The sequence below is a fragment of the Deltaproteobacteria bacterium genome (assembly GCA_016234845.1).
Taxonomy (GTDB): Bacteria; Desulfobacterota; Deferrimicrobia; order Deferrimicrobiales; family Deferrimicrobiaceae; genus JACRNP01.
In genome coordinates, this window is the sequence record JACRNP010000166.1 from 1 (window position 1) to 17,537 (window position 17,537).

The window sequence follows — 17,537 nt, forward strand, 5'->3', positions numbered from 1 at the left end:
GGGGCGATCCGGACCACCGTCCGCTCGGGCTTCACCTCCCGGCTGGCGAGCTTGTACGGCTTGAGGATCGGGACGACGCGCTCGACCCCGGGGAGCGACTCGAGGGCCTGGAGGACGAACTTGCCGCGCTCGTCGCCCACGGCCCCGATGACGGTCCGCTCCTTGCCGTAGATCGGGTGGGACCGGTACCCGAGCTCCTTGATCCTGGCGATGACGGCCCGGATTTCCTTCGGGGCCGCACCTTGCCCCATGACGATGATCATGAATTTCTCCCGTGGGTGTGACGTATGTTTATCTGCAGGGGATACCCTATTATATTGGATTCCGCCCCTTTCTTTCCAGTTGGGGCGGCGGTATCCTCGAATTCGTCCCCGAAAACCGGGACCCAGGGAGGAGATCACACATGAGAAAGCTTTCGGCGCTGTTCCTGGCGGTGGCAATGGCGGCGGTCACGGTGGCGGTCGTCCCGGCCGCGGGGCTCGCGGCGGAGTACGACCGGTACGAGCGGGGGTCCCGCGGCGACTACGCGCCTCCTCCCCCGCCCCCGCGCCGCGGGGCGGATGTTCCCCCGCCCCGGCACGCGCAGCACGGCCAGCCGTACTTCTTCGCCCACATCGGGGTGTTCGAGCCCAACGACGACCTCGACGGGCTCCGGGGTTACGATTCCGGCGGCCATTTCGACGTGGGGATCGGGTCCCGGGTGTCGCCGGTCTTCGCGGTCGAAGGGACGTTCGGCGCGTACGCCGCGGAACGGGGGGCGGACGAGGCGTCCGTGGTCCCGCTGACGATCGGCGGACGGCTGATCATCCCGCACCCGTTCATCGAGCCGTACGTCGGCGGCGGGATCGGCCTCTACTTCGCCTCCCTGAAGGAAGCGCCCCGGACCGGCTTCAGCGGGATCGACGAATCCGAGACCGACATCGGCGGTTACCTCTCCGCCGGCGCGGACCTGTGGCTGAACCCGCGGGCGGCGCTCAACTTCGAGGGGAGATACCACTTCGTGGAGCCGACGTTCACCTCCAACGCCGGGACCTCGTTCGACGTGAACATGGGCGGGTGGACGGTCAACCTCGGCGTCCGGCTGGCGTTCTGAGGCGGCGCGGAACGGGCGAAAAGCCCCGGGTCCTCCTTCTCGGGGGGTCCGGGGCGTACTCCCTCCCTTCCGGGGTCCTCGGGGAGCGGCTCTCCTCCCGGCGCGTGCGCACCCCGTACGGCTTCTCGAACCCGGTCCACCTCTTCGACCGGGGAGGGTTCCGCTACTGCTTCCTCTCCCGCCACGGCGAGCGCGCCTACGATACGACCGCGCCGTACGTGAACTACCGGGCGAACGTGTACGCCGCGAAGCTGCTGGGCGTCGAGCGGATCTTCGCGTGGACCGGGCCCGGCGCGGTCTCCCGGAGCTACCGCCCGGGCGACCTGGTCCTCCCGGACGACCTGCTCGACTTCACCCGGAACCGCCCGTCCACCTTCTTCGAGGGGAAGGGGATCGGCTTCATCCGCCAGTTCCCGGTGTTCTGTGAGACGCTGAGGAATGCACTGCGCGACGCAGCGGACGGGGGCGAAGCAGGGCGTTTCCATTTCGGCGGCACCTACGCCTGCACCGAGGGGCCGCGCCTCGAGACCCCGGCGGAGATCCGGTTCCTGGCCCGCGCGGGGGCGGACCTCGTCGGGATGACGCTGTGCCCCGAGGCGTTTCTCGCCAGGGAGCTCGAGATCTGCTACGCGCCCGTGGCGTACGTGACGAACTACGCGGAAGGGGTGAGGCGCCTGCCGTACCGCCGCGGGGCCCTGTTCGAAGGGATGCTCCCGCCCTCCGGCGCGAGGTCGGTGGAAGCGGCGAAGAACGCGATCCCCGGGATCGCGCTGGCCGCCGCGGAATCGGTCGCGGGGGCGGAAAGGGATTGCCCCTGCGCGGTTTCGATGGAAAGATACAGGAAGAAGGGCGCGATCGGCCCCGATTTCCGCGAATGGGCGGCTCCGCCCCGGGGGGGGAAGCGTTGAAGTTCACCGACGAACAGATCCGGCGCGCCTGCGGGTCGATCCTCTCCCGGTGGAAGGCGAAGGGGCTGGTCCGGCCGAAGGGGGCGGACGAGGCGATCCTCGCCCGGATGGCCGCCGAGATCCGGAAGGACATCCAGCGGGAGGAGGAGCTCGACCGGGAGGCGGACGCGCTCCTCGAACAGCACCTGAAGAAGATCGACCACACCCAGGCCAACACCCGCGTCCTTTTCCAGAAGATCAAGGAGCGGCTCGCCCGGGACCGTGGGATCGTCCTGTAACCCGTAGCCGGAGGGAGCCGTTGCGACTCACCGAGGCCCGCATCTCCCACCTGTCCCACCTGGTGCGCAACGCGCTCCACAAGGGAGGGCTGGCCGATTTTCCCGACGAACCGGCGGCGCACCGCGAGGCCAAGGCGGTGCTTTCGTCGTACGCCAGGATGGAGGAGGAGGCCGACGCCTACGCCCGCGAAAGGATCTCGCGGCTGTCCCGCCGCGTTCTCGAAGGAGGGCGCGAATGGGAAATCCTCCACCGGAAATATTTCGAGGAGGAGATGGCCCGGAAGAAGTTGTAAAACGGACCGCACCGCCCCCCGACCGGAAGGAAATATCCGTTAACATAGCGGTTTTCTTCGTTCCGCAGGTTTTTTCCGTACCCCCCTTGACATCCGTTTCGCCCCCCCTGTATATTGCCTGTTAGCACTCCATGCTAACGAGTGCTAACAGCCGGAAGGCATTCCAGACACTTCGGGTAGAAGGAGGAGGCAGCATGAAAGTCAAGCCGTTGCAGGACAGGGTTCTGATCAAGCGGGTGGAGGAAGAGGCCAAGACCAAGGGCGGGATCATCATCCCCGACTCCGCCAAGGAGAAGCCGCAGGAGGGGCTGGTCGTCGCGGTGGGCCCGGGCAAGGTGACCGACAACGGGACCCGGGTGGCCCCCGAGGTGAAGGCGGGCGACCGCATCCTGTTCGGCAAGTATTCCGGAACCGAGATCAAGGTGGACGGCGTGGAGCACCTGATCCTGCGCGAGGACGACATCCTCGCGATCTTCACGAAGTAGCATCCCCCACATCCCAAGAGCGAATCGACAAGGAGGAAGGTACCGATGGCGAAAGTTCTGAAATTCAGCGAGGAGGCCCGCGGCAAGATCAAGGTGGGCGTCGACGCACTGGCCGACGCGGTCAAGGTGACCCTCGGCCCCCGGGGCCGCAACGTGATCATCGAGAAGTCCTTCGGCTCCCCCCTGGTCACCAAGGACGGCGTCACGGTGGCCAAGGAAGTGGAGCTCCCGGACAAGTTCGAGAACATGGGCGCGCAGATGGTGAAGGAGGTCGCCTCCAAGACGAGCGACGTGGCGGGGGACGGCACCACCACCGCCACCGTGCTGGCCCAGAAGATCTACCAGGAAGGCTCCAAGCTGGTCGCGGCCGGCTACAACCCGATGGATCTCAAGCGCGGGATCGACAAGGCGGTCGAGTCGGTCGCGGCGGAGCTGAAGAAGATGTCCAAGGCGACGAAGGACCCCAAGGAGATCGCCCAGGTCGGCACCATCTCGGCGAACAACGACGAGACGATCGGGAACATCATCTCCGAGGCGATGTCGAAGGTCGGCAAGGAAGGCGTCATCACGGTCGAGGAGGCCAAGGGGATGGAGACCACCCTCGAGATCGTCGAGGGGATGCAGTTCGACCGCGGCTACCTCTCCCCGTACTTCGTCACGGACCCCGAGCGGATGGAAGTCATCCTCGAGGACCCGTACATCCTCATCCACGAGAAGAAGATCTCCAACATGAAGGACCTGCTCCCGCTGCTGGAGCAGATCGCCCGCAGCGGCAAGCCGCTGCTGATCGTCGCCGAGGAGGTCGAGGGCGAGGCGCTGGCGACCCTCGTCGTGAACAAGCTCCGCGGCACGCTGAACGCCTCCGCCGTCAAGGCCCCCGGCTTCGGGGACCGGCGCAAGGCGATGCTCGAGGACATCGCGATCCTCACCGGCGGCAAGGCGATCGCCGAGGAGATGGGGATCAAGCTCGAGGCGGTGACCCTGGCCGACCTGGGCCGCGCCAAGCGCGTGGTCATCGACAAGGACAACACCACCGTCATCGACGGCGCCGGAAAGAAGGCCGATATCGAGGGCCGGGTGAAGCAGATCCGGGCGCAGGTCGAGGAGACCACGTCCGACTACGACAAGGAAAAGCTCCAGGAGCGGCTGGCCAAGCTGGTCGGCGGCGTGGCCGTGATCAACGTCGGCGCGGCCACCGAGACGGAGATGAAGGAGAAGAAGGCGCGCGTCGAGGACGCCCTCCACGCGACCCGCGCGGCGGTCGAGGAAGGGATCGTGGCCGGCGGCGGGGTGGCGTACATCCGCGCCGCTTCCGCCCTGGACGGCCTCAAGCTGGAGCACGACCAGCAGGCGGGCGCGGACATCGTCCGCAAGGCGCTCATCGAGCCCGCCAAGCAGATCGCGATCAACGCCGGCCAGGACGGCGGCGTCATCGTCGACAAGATCCGGAGCGGGAAGGGGAACTACGGCTACAACGCGGGCACCGAGGTGTTCGAGGACCTGATGAAGGGCGGAATCCTCGATCCGACCAAGGTGACCCGGGTGGCGCTGCAGAACGCCGCGTCCGTGGCGGGCCTCATGATCACCACGGAGTGCGCCATCGCCGAGAAGCCCGAGGAGAAGAAGGAGATGCCGCCGATGCCCCCGGGCGGCGGCGGAATGTACTAAAATATCCTGCATGCGGGAGCGCTCCCCGGGCCCCTGCGGCCCGGGGAGCTTTTTTGCATGGAGCGCAAAGCGACACGTTTGGAGGAATGGAAGCGCCATGCCCATCTACGAATACAAATGCCGGAAGTGCGAGGCGGTCGCGGAGCGGATCGAGGGGATCCACGACGGCCCGATGCGGAAGTGCCCGTCGTGCGGGGGGAAGGTCGACCGGATGATCTCCCCCGGGGCGTTCCACCTGAAGGGAAGCGGCTGGTACGCGACCGATTACGGCAGCAAGAACCACGGCAACGGGAACGGAAAAGCGAAGAAGCCCCCCGGGGAGGCGTCCTGCCCCGCGTCGACCGGTTCGGAGCCGGCCCCCGCGTGCGCGGGGTGTCCGAAGCTCGACTGAAAGGCCCCGCCCGGTGCCCGCGAGGCTGATCGACGGGAAGGCGATCGCCGCGATCGTCCGCTCCGAGGTGAAGGGGAAGGTCGCGGAGTTCACCGCGCGCACCGGCGTGCGTCCCGGCCTGACCGTCGTCCTCGTCGGGGAGGACCCGGCGTCCCAGGTCTACGTCCGCAACAAGGGGAAGGCGTCGGCGGAGGCGGGGTTCGACTCCCGCCAGATCGACCTGCCCGCGTCCACCCCGGAAAAGGAGCTCCTCGACCTCGTCGCGCGCCTGAACGCCGACGACGCGGTCCACGGGATCCTCGTCCAGCTCCCGCTGCCATCGCACATCGACGAGAAGAAGGTCATCGAGGCGGTCTCGCCGGAGAAGGACGTGGACGGGTTCCACCCGATCAACGCCGGCCGTCTCTTCACCGGGGGGACCTCCTTTCTCCCGTGCACGCCGTACGGGATCCTCCGGATGCTCGACCACGAGAAGGTGGAGCTTAAAGGGCTGCACGCCGTGGTGGTCGGCCGCAGCAACATCGTCGGCAAGCCCGCCGCGATGCTCCTCCTCTCGCGCCACGCCACCGTGACGATCTGCCACTCCCGCACGCGGGACCTCCCGTCGGTCGTCCGCACGGGGGACGTCGTGGTGGCCGCGGTGGGCAGGGCGGAGATGATCCGGGGCTCCTGGATCAAGCCGGGGGCGGTCGTCATCGACGTCGGGATGAACCGGAACGCCGCGGGGAAGCTGTGCGGCGACGTGGCGTTCGACGAGGCGAGGGAGGCGGCCGGCGCGATCACCCCGGTGCCCGGCGGCGTCGGACCGATGACCATCGCGATGCTCCTCCAGAACACCTACGAGGCGGCCCTCCGCCGGACCCCCGAAAGGCGGGCGTGAACCCGCCCGAGGACCGCAGGTACTCCCGGTCCCACGTCTGGGCGGCGCGCGGCGCGCAGGGCGACGTCCGGTCGGGGCTGACCCATCTCCCCGGCCTGTTCCTCGGCGACTTGGTGTCCGCCGAGCTTCCGCCGCCTTCGACGGAAGTGGCCGCGGGGGAGCCGATCGGCCTGGTGGAGTCGTCCTCGACCGTCTTCGAGCTCCTGTCCCCCGTCACGGGAACCGTGGTCGAAACCAATCCCGACATCGAGACCGCGCCGCAGAAGGTGACGAAGGACCCGTACGGATCCGGGTGGCTCCTGACGATCCGGCCCTCCGATCCACGGGAGCTCGACGACCTCCTCTCCGCGGGCGACTACCGGCGGTTCACCGGGGAGGACTAACGCAGCCGCAGCGCCCCGCCGTGGACGTAGACGAAGCGGCCGCGGATCTGCAGGTGGGGGATGTCGTAGTTCGCGGGGATCGGGTCGAACGGCGCGGCCTTGCGGATGGAGCGGATCGCCTCGTCGTCGAGGATCCGGCTTCCCGAGGATCCCCGCCGTCGCGGCTTCGTACGGGTATTGCCACACCAGCTCGATCTTCCGCTTGATCGACGCGAAGTAGGAGATGTACTGCACCTCCGGCGCGTTGAGCGGCGTCAGCCGGAAACCTCCTCCGCCCTCCTCCGTGACCCCCTCTTTCCCGATCGTCTTCCCCCCGGTGCCCACGGCGCTTCCCGAGGTTCCTTCCTGTCCGCGGCCCCCGGAAGGCTCCTCCCGCGCCATCACCATCTTCCCGAGCGACGGGGTGAGGTCCCGGAGCGACCGGGACCCCTCGGGCGCGGGCGCGCGTTTCGCGGAGGCGGCGGGCCGCGCGGGCGGCGCGGAGGGCGGCGCGGAAGGCGGCGCCGGCGGGGCCTCCTTCGCGGCGGGCGCCGGGAACGACTTCTCGGGGGGGAGGTCCGGCTTCACGGGGAGGTCCGGCACCCGCCCCTCCATCGGCTGCCGCTCCGGCGCCTCCCTCCGTCGCTCCGGCCGCGGCGCGGGCGCGGGACGGGGGCGGCTCCCCTCCAGGATTCCCGGCCGCGGAGGAAGGAAGTCGGTCGACCTCGGGATGTCCGCGAGGTCGATCACCATCACCTCCTCGGGACGGGGGGCCGCGGCGGGCAGAAGGTACGCGAGCCACAGGACGAGGAGGTGCAGGAGCACGGAGGCGACCGTGCAGAAGAGGAACAGCCGGCGGGATGGCATGGCGTATAATTATAGCAACCTATGATTCCGATCCGCGATACGATCCCGTCCTCGCGCGTCCCCGTCGTCAACTACGCCCTGATCGCCGTCAACGTGGCCGCGTTTCTCTACCAGGTCGCGCTGGGAGAGGATCTCTTTCCCTTCGTGCAGAGGCACGCGGTCGTTCCGGCGCGGTTCGTCGTGGACGTGTTCCTGTCCCCGCGGGAGATGTTCACGCCGCTGACCGCGATGTTCCTCCACGGCGGCTGGATGCACATGCTGGGGAACATGCTCTACCTGTACATCTTCGGCGACAACGTGGAGGACACCCTCGGCCACGGAGGGTATCTCCTCTTCTACCTCGCGTGCGGCCTGGTCTCGTTCGGGGTGCAGATCCTCTTCCAGCCGGCCTCCGCAGTCCCCAACCTCGGTGCGTCCGGCGCGATCGCCGGCGTCCTCGGCGCCTACTTCCTGCTCTTCCCGCGCGCGCGCGTGGTCACGCTCCTGCCGCTGTTCGTCATCTTCACCGTGGTGGAGATCCCCGCCGTGGTCTTCCTCGGGCTCTGGTTCCTGCTCCAGTTCCTGAGCGGCGCGGCGTCGCTCGGGCGCGCGACCCTGTCCGGCGGCGTCGCGTGGTGGGCGCACGTCGGAGGGTTCGTCGCGGGGATGGTCTTCCTCAAGACGTTCATCGGGCGGGGCGGGAAGGGCCGCGCGGCAACGGTTTGAACATCCCGGATCGTCCGTTTAGTTCTTGACACCGGCGCTTCTTTCGGGGTTAATGAATCCAACTTGAACACGCTCTGTACCGGCGTTATTCCCGGGATCCGGGGAGTGCAAAAAATCTTTTCTAGGAGGTTCGGCAGATGACGAAGGCGGAACTGGTCGAAGCTGTTCGCGCGGACGCGGGGATCGGGAAAGGACAGGCGGAGGCGGCCGTCGAGGCGTTCCTCGGCGCGGTCACCAAGAGCCTCAAGAAGGGGGAGAAGCTCACCCTCACCGGCTTCGGGACGTTCAGCGTCAGCAACCGGAAGGCCCGCACGGGGCGCAATCCCCAGACCGGCGAAACCATCAAGATCAAGGCGGCCAAGGTTCCCAAGTTCAGCGCGGGAAAGGCCCTCAAGGAAGCGGTTGGCGGGAAGAAGAAGTAACGCGCCACAGCGATTGCGGTTCCGTTTCAGCCTCGCGCCCCGGCCGACCACGCAACGGCCGGGGCGTTTTATTGTGGAGGGGGAGCCATGTTCTCGAAGATCCTGTTGCCCTCCGACTTCTCCGAGTGCTCCGCCGAGGCGGCCCGCGCGGCGCGCCGGCTGGCGGAGCATTTCGGGTCCCGCCTGACCGTGCTGCACGTCCTCGACGAACCGGCCGCGTTCGACCCGATGTTCCGCGGCGAGGTGCCGGTGGAGCTGCTCCGCGGCCGGATGGAGCAGTACGCCCGGGAGGGGATGGAGCGGTTCGTGGACACCCATTTCCGGGGGATCCCGGACGTCGCGACCTTGACCGCCTCCGGCGTTCCGTACCGGGAGATCATCAAGACGGCGCGGGAGACGGGGGCGGGGCTGATCGTCATCGGCACGCACGGCCGCACCGGCGTCGAGCACGTGATCTTCGGCAGCACGGCGGAGAAGGTGATCCGCATGGCGCCGTGTCCCGTGCTGTCGGTCCGCCAGGGCGACCGGGAGTTCGTCCACCCGTGATTCCGCCCCACCATACTTCGCGCAGGAGGAGCGCAGCATGACGATGATCATCGATGTGCACGGAAGGCAGGTCCTCGATTCCCGCGGGAATCCCACGGTCGAGGTCGAGGTGCTGCTGGAGTCCGGGGCGGAGGGGCGCGCCATCGTTCCCTCGGGAGCGTCCACGGGGACCCGCGAGGCGGTCGAGCTGCGGGACGGCGACCCGAAGCGGTATATGGGAAAGAGCGTGGAGAAGGCGGTCCGCAACGTGAACCAGGTGATCGCGCCGAAGGTCCTGGGCTTCGACGCCGTGGACCAGGCGCTGGTCGACCGGACGCTGATCGACCTGGACGGCACGGAGAACAAGGGGAAGCTCGGCGCCAACGCGATCCTCGGCGTTTCGATGGCGGTCGCCCGCGCGGCGGCCGACGCGTGCGGCCTTCCGCTGTACCGGTACCTCGGCGGGGTCGGCGGATGCACCCTGCCGGTCCCGATGATGAACATCCTGAACGGCGGCTCCCACGCGGACAACAACGTCGACATCCAGGAGTTCATGGCGATGCCCGTGGGGGCGAAGAGCTTCTCCGGCGCGCTGCGGATGGGGGCGGAGACGTTCCACAACCTGAAGAAGGTCCTGAAAGGCAGGGGGCTGAACACGAACGTCGGCGACGAGGGGGGCTTCGCGCCGCTGCTCCGTTCGAACGCCGAGGCGATCGAGGTCATCCTCGAGGCGGTGACGAAGGCCGGGTACTCGCCGGGGAAGGACATCTGCATCGCCCTCGACGCGGCCGCCTCGGAGTTCGGGGAAAAGGGGAAGTACGTCTTCCGGAAGTCGGACGGGTCGAAGCGCGACGCGGCGCAGATGGTGAGGTTCTACGAGGACCTCTGCCGCCAGTACCCGATCATCTCCATCGAGGACGGCTTCTCGGAGGACGACTGGGCCGGGTGGAAGATGTTCACCGACGCGATGGGGAAGAAGATCCAGATCGTCGGGGACGACGTCTTCGTCACGAACCCGAAGATCCTCCGGAAGGGGATCGAAAAGGGCGTGGCCAATTCGATCCTCATCAAGCTGAACCAGGTCGGGACGGTGACCGAGACGGTCGAGGCGATCGAGACGGCCAAGCGCGCCGGGTGGACCGCCGTCGTATCGCACCGGTCCGGGGAGACGGAGGACACCACGATCGCGGACCTGGTCGTGGGGCTCTCCACCGGGCAGATCAAGACCGGATCCGCGTCGCGGACCGACCGGGTCGCCAAGTACAACCAGCTGCTGCGGATCGAGGAGGAGCTGGGGCCGGTGGCCCGCTTCGACGGGAGGGGAGTGTTCTATAATATCTGAAATGGAAAGACGGTTCGTCGCACTCGTCATCATGGACGGATGGGGCCACCGCGAGGAGACGGAAGGGAACGCGGTGGCCCTCGCCGACACCCCTTTCTTCGAGGCATCTGAACCTCGGGGCGGGCCGGGTGGTGTACCAGGATCTCGTCCGCATCACGAAATCCATCCAGACGGGCGATTTCTTCCGCAACCGGATTCTGCGCGTCGCGATGGACGCGGCCGGGAGCAAGGGCGGGGCGTTGCACCTGGTCGGGCTCCTGTCCGACGGGGGGGTGCACTCGCTGCACACCCACCTGTACGCGTTGCTGCGGATGGCGAAGGAACGGGGCGTGGGGAAGGTTTTCGTGCACCCGCTCTTCGACGGCCGGGACACGCCGCCGAAGAGCGGGATCGACCATCTCCGGGCGCTGCAGGCCGAGATCGCCGCGGTCGGGACGGGAGAGGTCGCCACCGTCATCGGGCGGTACTACGCGATGGACCGGGACAACCGGTGGGACCGCGTCGAGCGGGCGTACAAGGCGATGGTGCGGGGGGAGGGGAGGACGTTCGCCGACCCGGTCGCCGCCGTCGAGGCGTCCTACGCCGACGGGAAGACCGACGAGTTCATCGAGCCCGCGGTGATCGTCCGGGGCGGCGCGCCCGTGGGGCGGATCGCGCCGGGGGACGCGGTCATCTTCTTCAACTTCCGGGCGGACCGCGCGCGGGAGATCACCCGCGCGCTTACGCGGGAGGCGTTCGACGCCTTCCCGCGGCCGGAGCGCCTCTCCCTCCATTACGCCTGCATGACGACGTACGACGAATCGTTCGGGCTCCCCGCCGCGTTCCCCCCCCAGACGATGGACCGCATCCTCGCCGGGGTCCTGGCGGGGGCGGGATTGCGGAACCTTCGGATCGCGGAGACGGAGAAGTACGCGCACGTGACGTACTTCTTCAACGGCGGGGAGGAGAAGGTGTTCCCCGGGGAGTCCCGGATCCTGGTCCCGTCCCCGTCGGTCCCCACCTACGACCGGAAGCCGGAGATGAGCGCGTACGAAGTGGCGGAGCGCGCGGTGGCGGAGATCGGCTCCCGGAAGCACGACCTGATGATCCTCAACTTCGCCAACGGCGACATGGTCGGGCACACGGGGATCCTTCCGGCGGCGATCCAGGCGGTCGAGGCGGTCGACCGGAACCTGCAGCGGGTCGTCGAGAAGGTGTGGGAGATCGGCGGGGTCGCGCTGGTGACCGCGGACCACGGGAACGCGGAGCAGATGATCGACCCGGACACCGGCGGCCCCCACACGGCCCACACCACGAACCTCGTCCCCATGGTCCTGGCCGACCCGGGAGCGGCCGGGGTCCGCCTCCGGCCCGACCGCGCGCTGGAGGACGTCGCCCCCACGATCCTGAACCTCCTGTCCGTTCCGGTTCCCCCGGAGATGACCGGCACCGACCTGAGGGAGGTGTAATTGCCGCCCCGCGAACCGCGCCAGTCGGTCCTGGTCTTGAGCAACGACCCGTCGGTGCGGGACATGCTCGCGAACCTCCTCGCGGACGAAGGGTACCGCGTGGCCCTCGCCGGGTCCGGGACGGAGGCGCTCAAGATCGCGGCCAACTCGGTCCAGGACTTCGCCCTCGTGGAGCTGTTCCTGCCGGACTACTCCGGGGTGGAGTTCAAGCGCCGCCTCTCGCGCGTCTCCCCGAAGACCCGCGTGGTCGTGGTGTCCTCGTTCACGACGATCCGCAGCTCCGACGACGTCCTCCGGTTCGGCTCCTCCGACTTCATCCTCGACCAGCGGGAGATCCTCGAGCTGCTCCGCGCGGCGGGGGAGGCGCGCACCGCCGCCGTCCCCGCGCCTCCGGACGACCAGCGGTTCGAGCGGCTGAAGAAGTGCCTGATCGAGACGGTCGACGTGATGGTCGGGCTGCTCGAGGTGAACGACCCGTTCTTCGGCGGAAACTCCCACATCACGATGGAGTACGCCCGCTCGATCGCCGAGGAGATGAAGCTCGACCCCGAGACGATCGACGAGATCGTGGTCGGGTCGCTCCTCCACGACATCGGCAGGGTCGGGATCAAGAGCGACATCCTCGTCGGGAAGCGGGAGATCTCCGAATCCGAGTACAAGACGGTCCGTTCCCACTGCGAGAACGGCGCGAAGATCATCGAGGCGGTCGACTTCCCGTGGAAGGTCAAGCCGATCATCATCCACCACCACGAGCGGTACGACGGCAAGGGGTACCCCAGCGGCCTCAAGGGGCGCGAGATCCCCATCGGCGCGAGGATCCTGGCGGTGGTCGACGCGTTCGCGGCGATGACGGCCCACCGGCCGTACCGCAGCCGCAGCCTCACCAAGGACGAGGCGATCCAGGAGCTCCACAAGAACGTGGGGACCCAGTTCGACCCCGAGGTGGTGGAGATGTTCACCTCCGTGGTCGACCGGAAATTCTTCTTCCGCGGGATGGGCCCCAAGCCCCGCATCCTGATGGTGGACGACGAGGTCGACTACCTCACCCTCCTGAAGCTCAAGCTCGTGAACGAGGGGTTCGACGTGACCGCGGTCGACAGCGCCGAGGAGGGGCTGGCGGCGATCGAGAAGGACCCTCCGGACCTGATCGTGGCCGACGTCCTGATGCCGGGGATCGACGGGCTCGAGATGTTCCGCAGGATCCGCGCCTCGGAAGCGGCCTGGGCCGAGACTCCCCTGGTGTTCATCAGCGGGAAGGACGATCCGCAGACCAAGGTGGACGCCCTCCACCTCGGGGCCGAGGATTTTCTCGTGAAACCGGTGGACCTCAAGGTGCTGGCCGCCCGGATCCGCAACATCATCCGCCGCGACGCCAAGTGGCGCAAGGGAGGGGCGGGGTCCGCCCCGGCGTCGGGGGTGGTGGGGGACCTGAAGAACCTGAGCGTCCCCGACATCGTGCAGACCCTTCACCTGGGCCTGAAGACCGCGTGCGTGAGCGTGAAGGGAAAGTCGGGCGAAGGCAGGATATACTTCGAGAACGGGCGGATCCGCCACTCGGAGCTGGGGAACCTTTCCGGGGAGGCGGCGTTCTACGAGATGCTGCGGTGGCAGGAGGGGCCGTTCGTCATCGCGCACGGCCAGACGACCAAGCTCCGGACGATCGAGATGGACGAGATGCAGCTCATGATGGAGGGGCTGCGGCGTCTCGACGAGGAGAAGAAGGAAGAACCGGCGGGATGACGATGTTCCGGAAAGACCGGAGAAAGAGGGAGCGGTACAATCCAGTGGCCACCGTTGTGTTCACCGTCCGTAGCGGCAAGGATCCCAGCAAGGTCTCATCCCCCGTGACCGGGACCGTCCGGGACTTCTCCCCGTCGGGGATGTCCGTCATCACCCCCCGGATCGCCCCGGACGGCATCCACATCATGTACGACACCCTGATGACCTTCCGGAACCGGGTCGACGCGACGATCCTGCCGGAAGGGAGGCCCCCGATCCGCGTGCAGGGGATCGTGGCCTGGTTCCGCGGCGCGGACACCCCCCCGGGGTTCTACATCTTCGGTATGCAATTCGACCAGGAAGCCCCCGCCATCGAGGAGCTGCGGCTCTCCGGGCGGGCCGGCCACGAGCCGACCACCGATCGTTGATCCGGTAGCCGGAATCGACTAAACTATAAAGTTTCCGCGCCGTTCCCGGGTGCGAGAGTGGCGGAATGGCAGACGCGCCGGATTTAGGATCCGGTGGGCAACCGTGAGGGTTCAAGTCCCTCCTCTCGCACCAGGAAAAGCCGCGGGACCCCTATTAACCGACAGGAGCGCATCGAGGCGATGAAAACCAGCGTGGACGTGGTGTCCGGAGTCGAACGGAAGATCAACGTGGAGATCCCCGCGGACGAGGTGTCCCGCCGGGTCGAGGAGGAGTTCGTCGAGCTCCGGAAGGTGGTCCCCCTCAAGGGGTTCCGCAAGGGAAAGGCGCCGCTGGACATGGTGAAGCGCCTCTTCCGGGAATCGGTCGAGGCGGAGGTGTCGGAGCGGCTGATGAAGGAAGCGCTCGCCGACGTGGTGAAGGAGAAGGAGCTGAAGGTCCTCTCGATGGGGGGAGTGGACGGGGCGAAGCTGGTCCCGGGCCGCGACTTCGTCTTCTCCGCGACCGTCGAGGTGATCCCGGAGGTCACGGCCGCGTCGTACAAGGGGATCCCCGTGACGCGGGAGAAGGTGGAAATATCCGAAGGGGACGTGGACGCGGCGGTGGAGCGGCTCCGGGAGTCGCTCGCGCAGTTCCACGCGATCGAGGGCCGGGGGGCGGCCGAGGGGGACCTCGCGGAGTTCTCGTTCACCGCGACGTCCGGCGGCGTCCGGGTCGACGGGAACGAGTCGGCGTCGGTCGTCCTCTCCGGCGGCGTCCCGTTCGGGGCGGATTTCGAGCGGGCGATGCTGGGGGTCGTCCCGGGGGATTCCCGGTCGTTCGAGGTCGCCTACCCGGCGGAGCATTCCAACCCGAAGCTCGCCGGGAAGAAGGTGGTGTTCGATGTCCGGGTCGCCGGCGTCAAGGAGAAGAGGCTCCCCGCGCTGGACGAGGAGTTCGCGAAGAATTTCGGGGACGTGTCCGGCCTGGACGACCTGAAGAACAGGATGCGCGACCGGCTGCGGGCCGAGGCGGAGGAGCGCTCGAGGCAGCGGGCGGAGGAGGATCTCCGGAAGGGGCTGGTCGAGCGGAACGCCTTCGACGTCCCCGCCACCCTGGTGAAGCGCCAGACGATGGCGATGATGCAGGACACCTTCCAGCGGCTCGCCTCCCAGGGACTGGACCTGAAGAAAATGAACCTGGACGTCGATAAGATGTCGGAGCGGTTCGCCCCCAACGCGGAGCGGATGGTCCGGGTGAGCCTGCTGATCGACGCGATCGCGAAGGCGGAAGGGATGGACGTCCCCTTCTCCGAGATCGACGCGGAGATGAAGGCGATGGCGGAGGGGGGCGGGATGGAGTACGAGAAGGTCCGCGAGCTGTACGGTTCCGAGGAGCGGCTCGACTCCCTGCGGGACCGGCTCCTGGAGCGGAAAGTGATGGCGTTCCTGCTTTCGAACGCCGATTCGAAGGAGGTCGCCCCCGAATGAACCTGGTTCCCATCGTCGTCGAGCAGACCAGCCGCGGCGAACGTTCCTACGACATCTACTCCCGGCTCCTGAAGGACCGGATCGTCTTCATCGGGAGCCCGGTCGACGACGACATCGCCAACCTGGTGATCGCCCAGCTCCTCTTCCTCGAGGCGGAGGATCCGGACAAGGACATCAACATCTACATCAACTCCCCCGGCGGGGTCGTGACCGCGGGGATGGCGATCTACGACACGATGCAGTTCATCAAGCCCCCGGTGGCGACGGTCTGCCTCGGGCAGGCGGCGTCGATGGCGGCGGTCCTCCTGGCCGGCGGCGCGGCGGGGAAGCGGACGGCGCTGCCCAACGCCCGGATCCTGATCCACCAGCCGATGGGCGGGACGCGGGGACAGGCCACCGACATCAAGATCCAGGCCGAGGAGATCCTCCGGATGCGGGAGCACCTGAACATGATCCTGTCGAAGCACACGGGACAGCCGCTGGACCGGATCTCCAACGATACCGAGAGGGATTACTACATGTCCTCGGAGCAGGCGAAGGCGTATGGTATAATCGATCAGGTGGTCGCCAAGCGCAGCGCTGCTCCCAAACCGCTGGTCGACTGACGGAGGCCCCCTTGACCCGCAAATTCAACGACAAGGCGAACCTGCTGGTCTGCTCCTTCTGCGGGAAGGCGCAGAACGAGGTGCGCAAGCTCATCGCAGGACCCACGGTGTACATCTGCGACGAGTGCGTCGAGCTGTGCAACGACATCATCTCCGAAGAGTACGAGGTCGACGGCAGTCTCGAGGAAAAGCGCCGCCGCCTCCCCAAGCCCGCGGAAATCAAGAAGACGCTCGACGAATACGTGATCGGCCAGGAGCGGGCCAAGAAGATCCTCTCCGTCGCCGTCTACAACCACTACAAGCGGATCGAGGCGAAGGGGACCGACGGCGTCGAGCTGCAGAAGTCGAACATCCTCCTGCTGGGGCCCACCGGCAGCGGGAAGACCCTGCTGGCCCAGACGCTGGCGCGCATCCTGAACGTCCCGTTCACCATCGCCGACGCGACCACGCTCACCGAGGCGGGGTACGTGGGCGAGGACGTCGAGAACATCATCCTGTCGCTGCTGCAGACCGCCGACTACGACGTGGAGAAGGCGCAGCGGGGGATCGTCTACATCGACGAGATCGACAAGATCGCCCGCAAGTCCGAGAACCCGTCCATCACGCGCGACGTGTCTGGCGAAGGGGTGCAGCAGGCGCTCCTCAAGATCCTGGAGGGGACCGTCGCCAACGTCCCCCCCAAGGGGGGGCGCAAGCACCCGCAGCAGGAGTTCATCAAGGTCGACACGACGAACATCCTGTTCATCTGCGGCGGCGCCTTCGTCGGGCTCGAGGCGATCGTCGAGCGGCGCACGGCGAAGAAGACCATGGGATTCGCGGCCGACATCGTCTCGCGGACCGAGCGCAACCTCGGGAAGCTCCTCGAGCTCAGCCAGCCCGAGGACCTCATCCGGTTCGGCCTGATCCCCGAATTCGTGGGCCGTCTGCCGGTCCTGGCCACCCTCCACGAGCTGTCCGAGGACGCCCTGGTGCAGATCCTCACGCGGCCGAAGAACGCGCTGGTCCGCCAGTACCAGCGGCTGTTCGACTTCGAGAACGTGAAGCTCGAATTCACCGAAGGCGCGCTGCGCTCGATCGCCCTGCAGGCCATCGAGCGGAAGGCGGGGGCCCGGGGGCTGCGGTCCATCCTCGAGCACATCATGCTCGACGTCATGTACGAGATCCCGTCCCAGAGCAACATCAAGAAGTGCATCGTCACCGAGGACGTCGTCCTGGGGAAGGTGCCGCCGGAGATCGTGCAGGGGAAAAAGGCGGAATTGGCCTGACGTGGCCTGATGGACGACCGTAAAAAGATCCTTCCGCTCCTGCCGCTGCGGGACATCGTCGTCTTCCCGCACATGGTGGTCCCCCTCTTCGTCGGGCGGGACAAGTCCATCGCCGCGCTCGAGGCCGCGCTCTCCTTCGACCGGCTCATCTTCCTCTCCTCACAGATCGACCCGTCCACGAACGAGCCGGCCGAGGACGAGATCCACCGGATCGGGACGGTCAGCCACGTCATCCAGCGCCTGAGGCTCCCCGACGGCACCGTGAAGGTGCTGGTCGAGGGGCGCCAGCGGGCGAGGATCCTCCACTACCTCCCCAACGACCGGTACTTCCAGGTCAGCATCGAGGAGACGGTGTCCGCGCCGTTCGACGGCCCCGGGGCGGAGGC

21 protein-coding genes, 1 tRNA gene and 1 pseudogene are annotated in these 17,537 nt (G+C 67.5%); 22 read left to right on the forward strand and 1 reads right to left on the reverse strand.

Annotated features, from left to right (window positions below):
• Positions 1-263, reverse strand: a 263-nt coding sequence (locus tag HZB86_11055; protein MBI5906062.1) for a 3-deoxy-7-phosphoheptulonate synthase, incomplete at its 3' end; no start/stop codon positions are given.
• Between the two features lie 140 nt (positions 264-403).
• Between HZB86_11055 and HZB86_11060 the strand changes: the two genes are divergently transcribed.
• The 22 genes and pseudogenes from HZB86_11060 to HZB86_11165 form a co-directional block, all read left to right on the forward strand.
• Positions 404-1,093 carry an outer membrane beta-barrel protein gene (locus HZB86_11060; protein ID MBI5906063.1) on the forward strand — a complete coding sequence of 230 codons (690 nt, stop codon included), beginning with the start codon at positions 404-406 and terminating at the stop codon, positions 1,091-1,093.
• A complete protein-coding gene (locus HZB86_11065) occupies positions 1,090-2,001 on the forward strand; it encodes an MTAP family purine nucleoside phosphorylase (protein MBI5906064.1) in 912 nt (303 codons plus the stop codon). The genes HZB86_11060 and HZB86_11065 overlap by 4 nt, the downstream gene beginning before the upstream one ends.
• Positions 1,998-2,279 carry a DUF507 family protein gene (locus tag HZB86_11070; protein MBI5906065.1) on the forward strand — a complete coding sequence of 94 codons (282 nt, stop codon included), beginning with the start codon at positions 1,998-2,000 and terminating at the stop codon, positions 2,277-2,279. The genes HZB86_11065 and HZB86_11070 overlap by 4 nt, the downstream gene beginning before the upstream one ends.
• Positions 2,280-2,299: 20 nt before the next feature.
• Positions 2,300-2,572 carry a DUF507 family protein gene (locus tag HZB86_11075; protein ID MBI5906066.1) on the forward strand — a complete coding sequence of 91 codons (273 nt, stop codon included), beginning with the start codon at positions 2,300-2,302 and terminating at the stop codon, positions 2,570-2,572.
• Positions 2,573-2,766: 194 nt separating this feature from the next.
• The gene (gene groES, locus HZB86_11080; GenBank protein ID MBI5906067.1) at positions 2,767-3,057 is read left to right on the forward strand and encodes a co-chaperone GroES; all 291 of its coding nucleotides are present in this window, start codon (positions 2,767-2,769) and stop codon (positions 3,055-3,057) included.
• A gap of 45 nt (positions 3,058-3,102) precedes the next feature.
• The gene (gene groL / locus HZB86_11085) at positions 3,103-4,725 is read left to right on the forward strand and encodes a chaperonin GroEL (GenBank protein ID MBI5906068.1); all 1,623 of its coding nucleotides are present in this window, start codon (positions 3,103-3,105) and stop codon (positions 4,723-4,725) included.
• A 97-nt stretch (positions 4,726-4,822) separates the two neighbouring features.
• The gene (locus HZB86_11090; GenBank protein ID MBI5906069.1) at positions 4,823-5,116 is read left to right on the forward strand and encodes a zinc ribbon domain-containing protein; all 294 of its coding nucleotides are present in this window, start codon (positions 4,823-4,825) and stop codon (positions 5,114-5,116) included.
• A gap of 13 nt (positions 5,117-5,129) precedes the next feature.
• The gene (folD, locus tag HZB86_11095) at positions 5,130-5,996 is read left to right on the forward strand and encodes a bifunctional methylenetetrahydrofolate dehydrogenase/methenyltetrahydrofolate cyclohydrolase FolD (protein ID MBI5906070.1); all 867 of its coding nucleotides are present in this window, start codon (positions 5,130-5,132) and stop codon (positions 5,994-5,996) included.
• Positions 5,993-6,379 (forward strand): glycine cleavage system protein H, encoded by a 387-nt coding sequence (locus HZB86_11100; GenBank protein ID MBI5906071.1) that lies wholly within the window; start codon positions 5,993-5,995, stop codon positions 6,377-6,379. Before folD ends, HZB86_11100 begins: the two co-directional genes overlap by 4 nt.
• Positions 6,380-6,602: 223 nt before the next feature.
• The gene (locus HZB86_11105) at positions 6,603-7,250 is read left to right on the forward strand and encodes a hypothetical protein (protein MBI5906072.1); all 648 of its coding nucleotides are present in this window, start codon (positions 6,603-6,605) and stop codon (positions 7,248-7,250) included.
• Positions 7,247-7,930 (forward strand): rhomboid family intramembrane serine protease, encoded by a 684-nt coding sequence (locus tag HZB86_11110; protein ID MBI5906073.1) that lies wholly within the window; start codon positions 7,247-7,249, stop codon positions 7,928-7,930. The genes HZB86_11105 and HZB86_11110 overlap by 4 nt, the downstream gene beginning before the upstream one ends.
• Positions 7,931-8,067: 137 nt before the next feature.
• Complete coding sequence (locus tag HZB86_11115; GenBank protein MBI5906074.1) at positions 8,068-8,352, forward strand: HU family DNA-binding protein; 285 nt, start codon at positions 8,068-8,070, stop codon at positions 8,350-8,352.
• Positions 8,353-8,439: 87 nt separating this feature from the next.
• Positions 8,440-8,898, forward strand: a complete 459-nt coding sequence (locus tag HZB86_11120; GenBank protein MBI5906075.1) for a universal stress protein — start codon at positions 8,440-8,442, stop codon at positions 8,896-8,898.
• Between the two features lie 37 nt (positions 8,899-8,935).
• Positions 8,936-10,219, forward strand: a complete 1,284-nt coding sequence (eno, locus tag HZB86_11125) for a phosphopyruvate hydratase (GenBank protein ID MBI5906076.1) — start codon at positions 8,936-8,938, stop codon at positions 10,217-10,219.
• A 1-nt stretch (position 10,220) separates the two neighbouring features.
• Positions 10,221-11,667, forward strand: a pseudogene (locus tag HZB86_11130) (2,3-bisphosphoglycerate-independent phosphoglycerate mutase).
• The gene (locus HZB86_11135; protein ID MBI5906077.1) at positions 11,668-13,407 is read left to right on the forward strand and encodes a response regulator; all 1,740 of its coding nucleotides are present in this window, start codon (positions 11,668-11,670) and stop codon (positions 13,405-13,407) included.
• Positions 13,404-13,814 carry a PilZ domain-containing protein gene (locus tag HZB86_11140; protein MBI5906078.1) on the forward strand — a complete coding sequence of 137 codons (411 nt, stop codon included), beginning with the start codon at positions 13,404-13,406 and terminating at the stop codon, positions 13,812-13,814. Before HZB86_11135 ends, HZB86_11140 begins: the two co-directional genes overlap by 4 nt.
• A gap of 51 nt (positions 13,815-13,865) precedes the next feature.
• A tRNA-Leu gene (locus HZB86_11145) sits at positions 13,866-13,947 on the forward strand.
• A gap of 47 nt (positions 13,948-13,994) precedes the next feature.
• Positions 13,995-15,281 (forward strand): trigger factor, encoded by a 1,287-nt coding sequence (gene tig / locus HZB86_11150; GenBank protein ID MBI5906079.1) that lies wholly within the window; start codon positions 13,995-13,997, stop codon positions 15,279-15,281.
• Positions 15,278-15,886 carry an ATP-dependent Clp endopeptidase proteolytic subunit ClpP gene (clpP, locus tag HZB86_11155; GenBank protein ID MBI5906080.1) on the forward strand — a complete coding sequence of 203 codons (609 nt, stop codon included), beginning with the start codon at positions 15,278-15,280 and terminating at the stop codon, positions 15,884-15,886. The genes tig and clpP overlap by 4 nt, the downstream gene beginning before the upstream one ends.
• An 11-nt stretch (positions 15,887-15,897) precedes the next feature.
• Entirely contained in the window at positions 15,898-17,151 is a 1,254-nt protein-coding gene (clpX, locus tag HZB86_11160) for an ATP-dependent Clp protease ATP-binding subunit ClpX (GenBank protein ID MBI5906081.1), read from the forward strand.
• Between the two features lie 9 nt (positions 17,152-17,160).
• Positions 17,161-17,537 (forward strand): LON peptidase substrate-binding domain-containing protein (locus HZB86_11165; protein ID MBI5906082.1); only part of this gene is annotated, 377 nt, incomplete at its 3' end.

What these genes read in the sequence shown, in the direction of transcription:
- HZB86_11060 (MBI5906063.1), top strand. Translation starts at nt 404, where the DNA reads ATGAGAAAGCTTTCGGCGCTGTTCCTGGCGGTGGCAATGGCGGCGGTC.
- groES (MBI5906067.1), top strand. Translation starts at nt 2,767, where the DNA reads ATGAAAGTCAAGCCGTTGCAGGACAGGGTTCTGATCAAGCGGGTGGAG.
- groL (MBI5906068.1), top strand. Translation starts at nt 3,103, where the DNA reads ATGGCGAAAGTTCTGAAATTCAGCGAGGAGGCCCGCGGCAAGATCAAG.
- HZB86_11090 (MBI5906069.1), top strand. Translation starts at nt 4,823, where the DNA reads ATGCCCATCTACGAATACAAATGCCGGAAGTGCGAGGCGGTCGCGGAG.
- HZB86_11105 (MBI5906072.1), top strand. Translation starts at nt 6,603, where the DNA reads ATGTACTGCACCTCCGGCGCGTTGAGCGGCGTCAGCCGGAAACCTCCT.
- HZB86_11110 (MBI5906073.1), top strand. Translation starts at nt 7,247, where the DNA reads ATGATTCCGATCCGCGATACGATCCCGTCCTCGCGCGTCCCCGTCGTC.
- HZB86_11115 (MBI5906074.1), top strand. Translation starts at nt 8,068, where the DNA reads ATGACGAAGGCGGAACTGGTCGAAGCTGTTCGCGCGGACGCGGGGATC.
- HZB86_11120 (MBI5906075.1), top strand. Translation starts at nt 8,440, where the DNA reads ATGTTCTCGAAGATCCTGTTGCCCTCCGACTTCTCCGAGTGCTCCGCC.
- eno (MBI5906076.1), top strand. Translation starts at nt 8,936, where the DNA reads ATGACGATGATCATCGATGTGCACGGAAGGCAGGTCCTCGATTCCCGC.
- HZB86_11140 (MBI5906078.1), top strand. Translation starts at nt 13,404, where the DNA reads ATGACGATGTTCCGGAAAGACCGGAGAAAGAGGGAGCGGTACAATCCA.
- tig (MBI5906079.1), top strand. Translation starts at nt 13,995, where the DNA reads ATGAAAACCAGCGTGGACGTGGTGTCCGGAGTCGAACGGAAGATCAAC.
- clpP (MBI5906080.1), top strand. Translation starts at nt 15,278, where the DNA reads ATGAACCTGGTTCCCATCGTCGTCGAGCAGACCAGCCGCGGCGAACGT.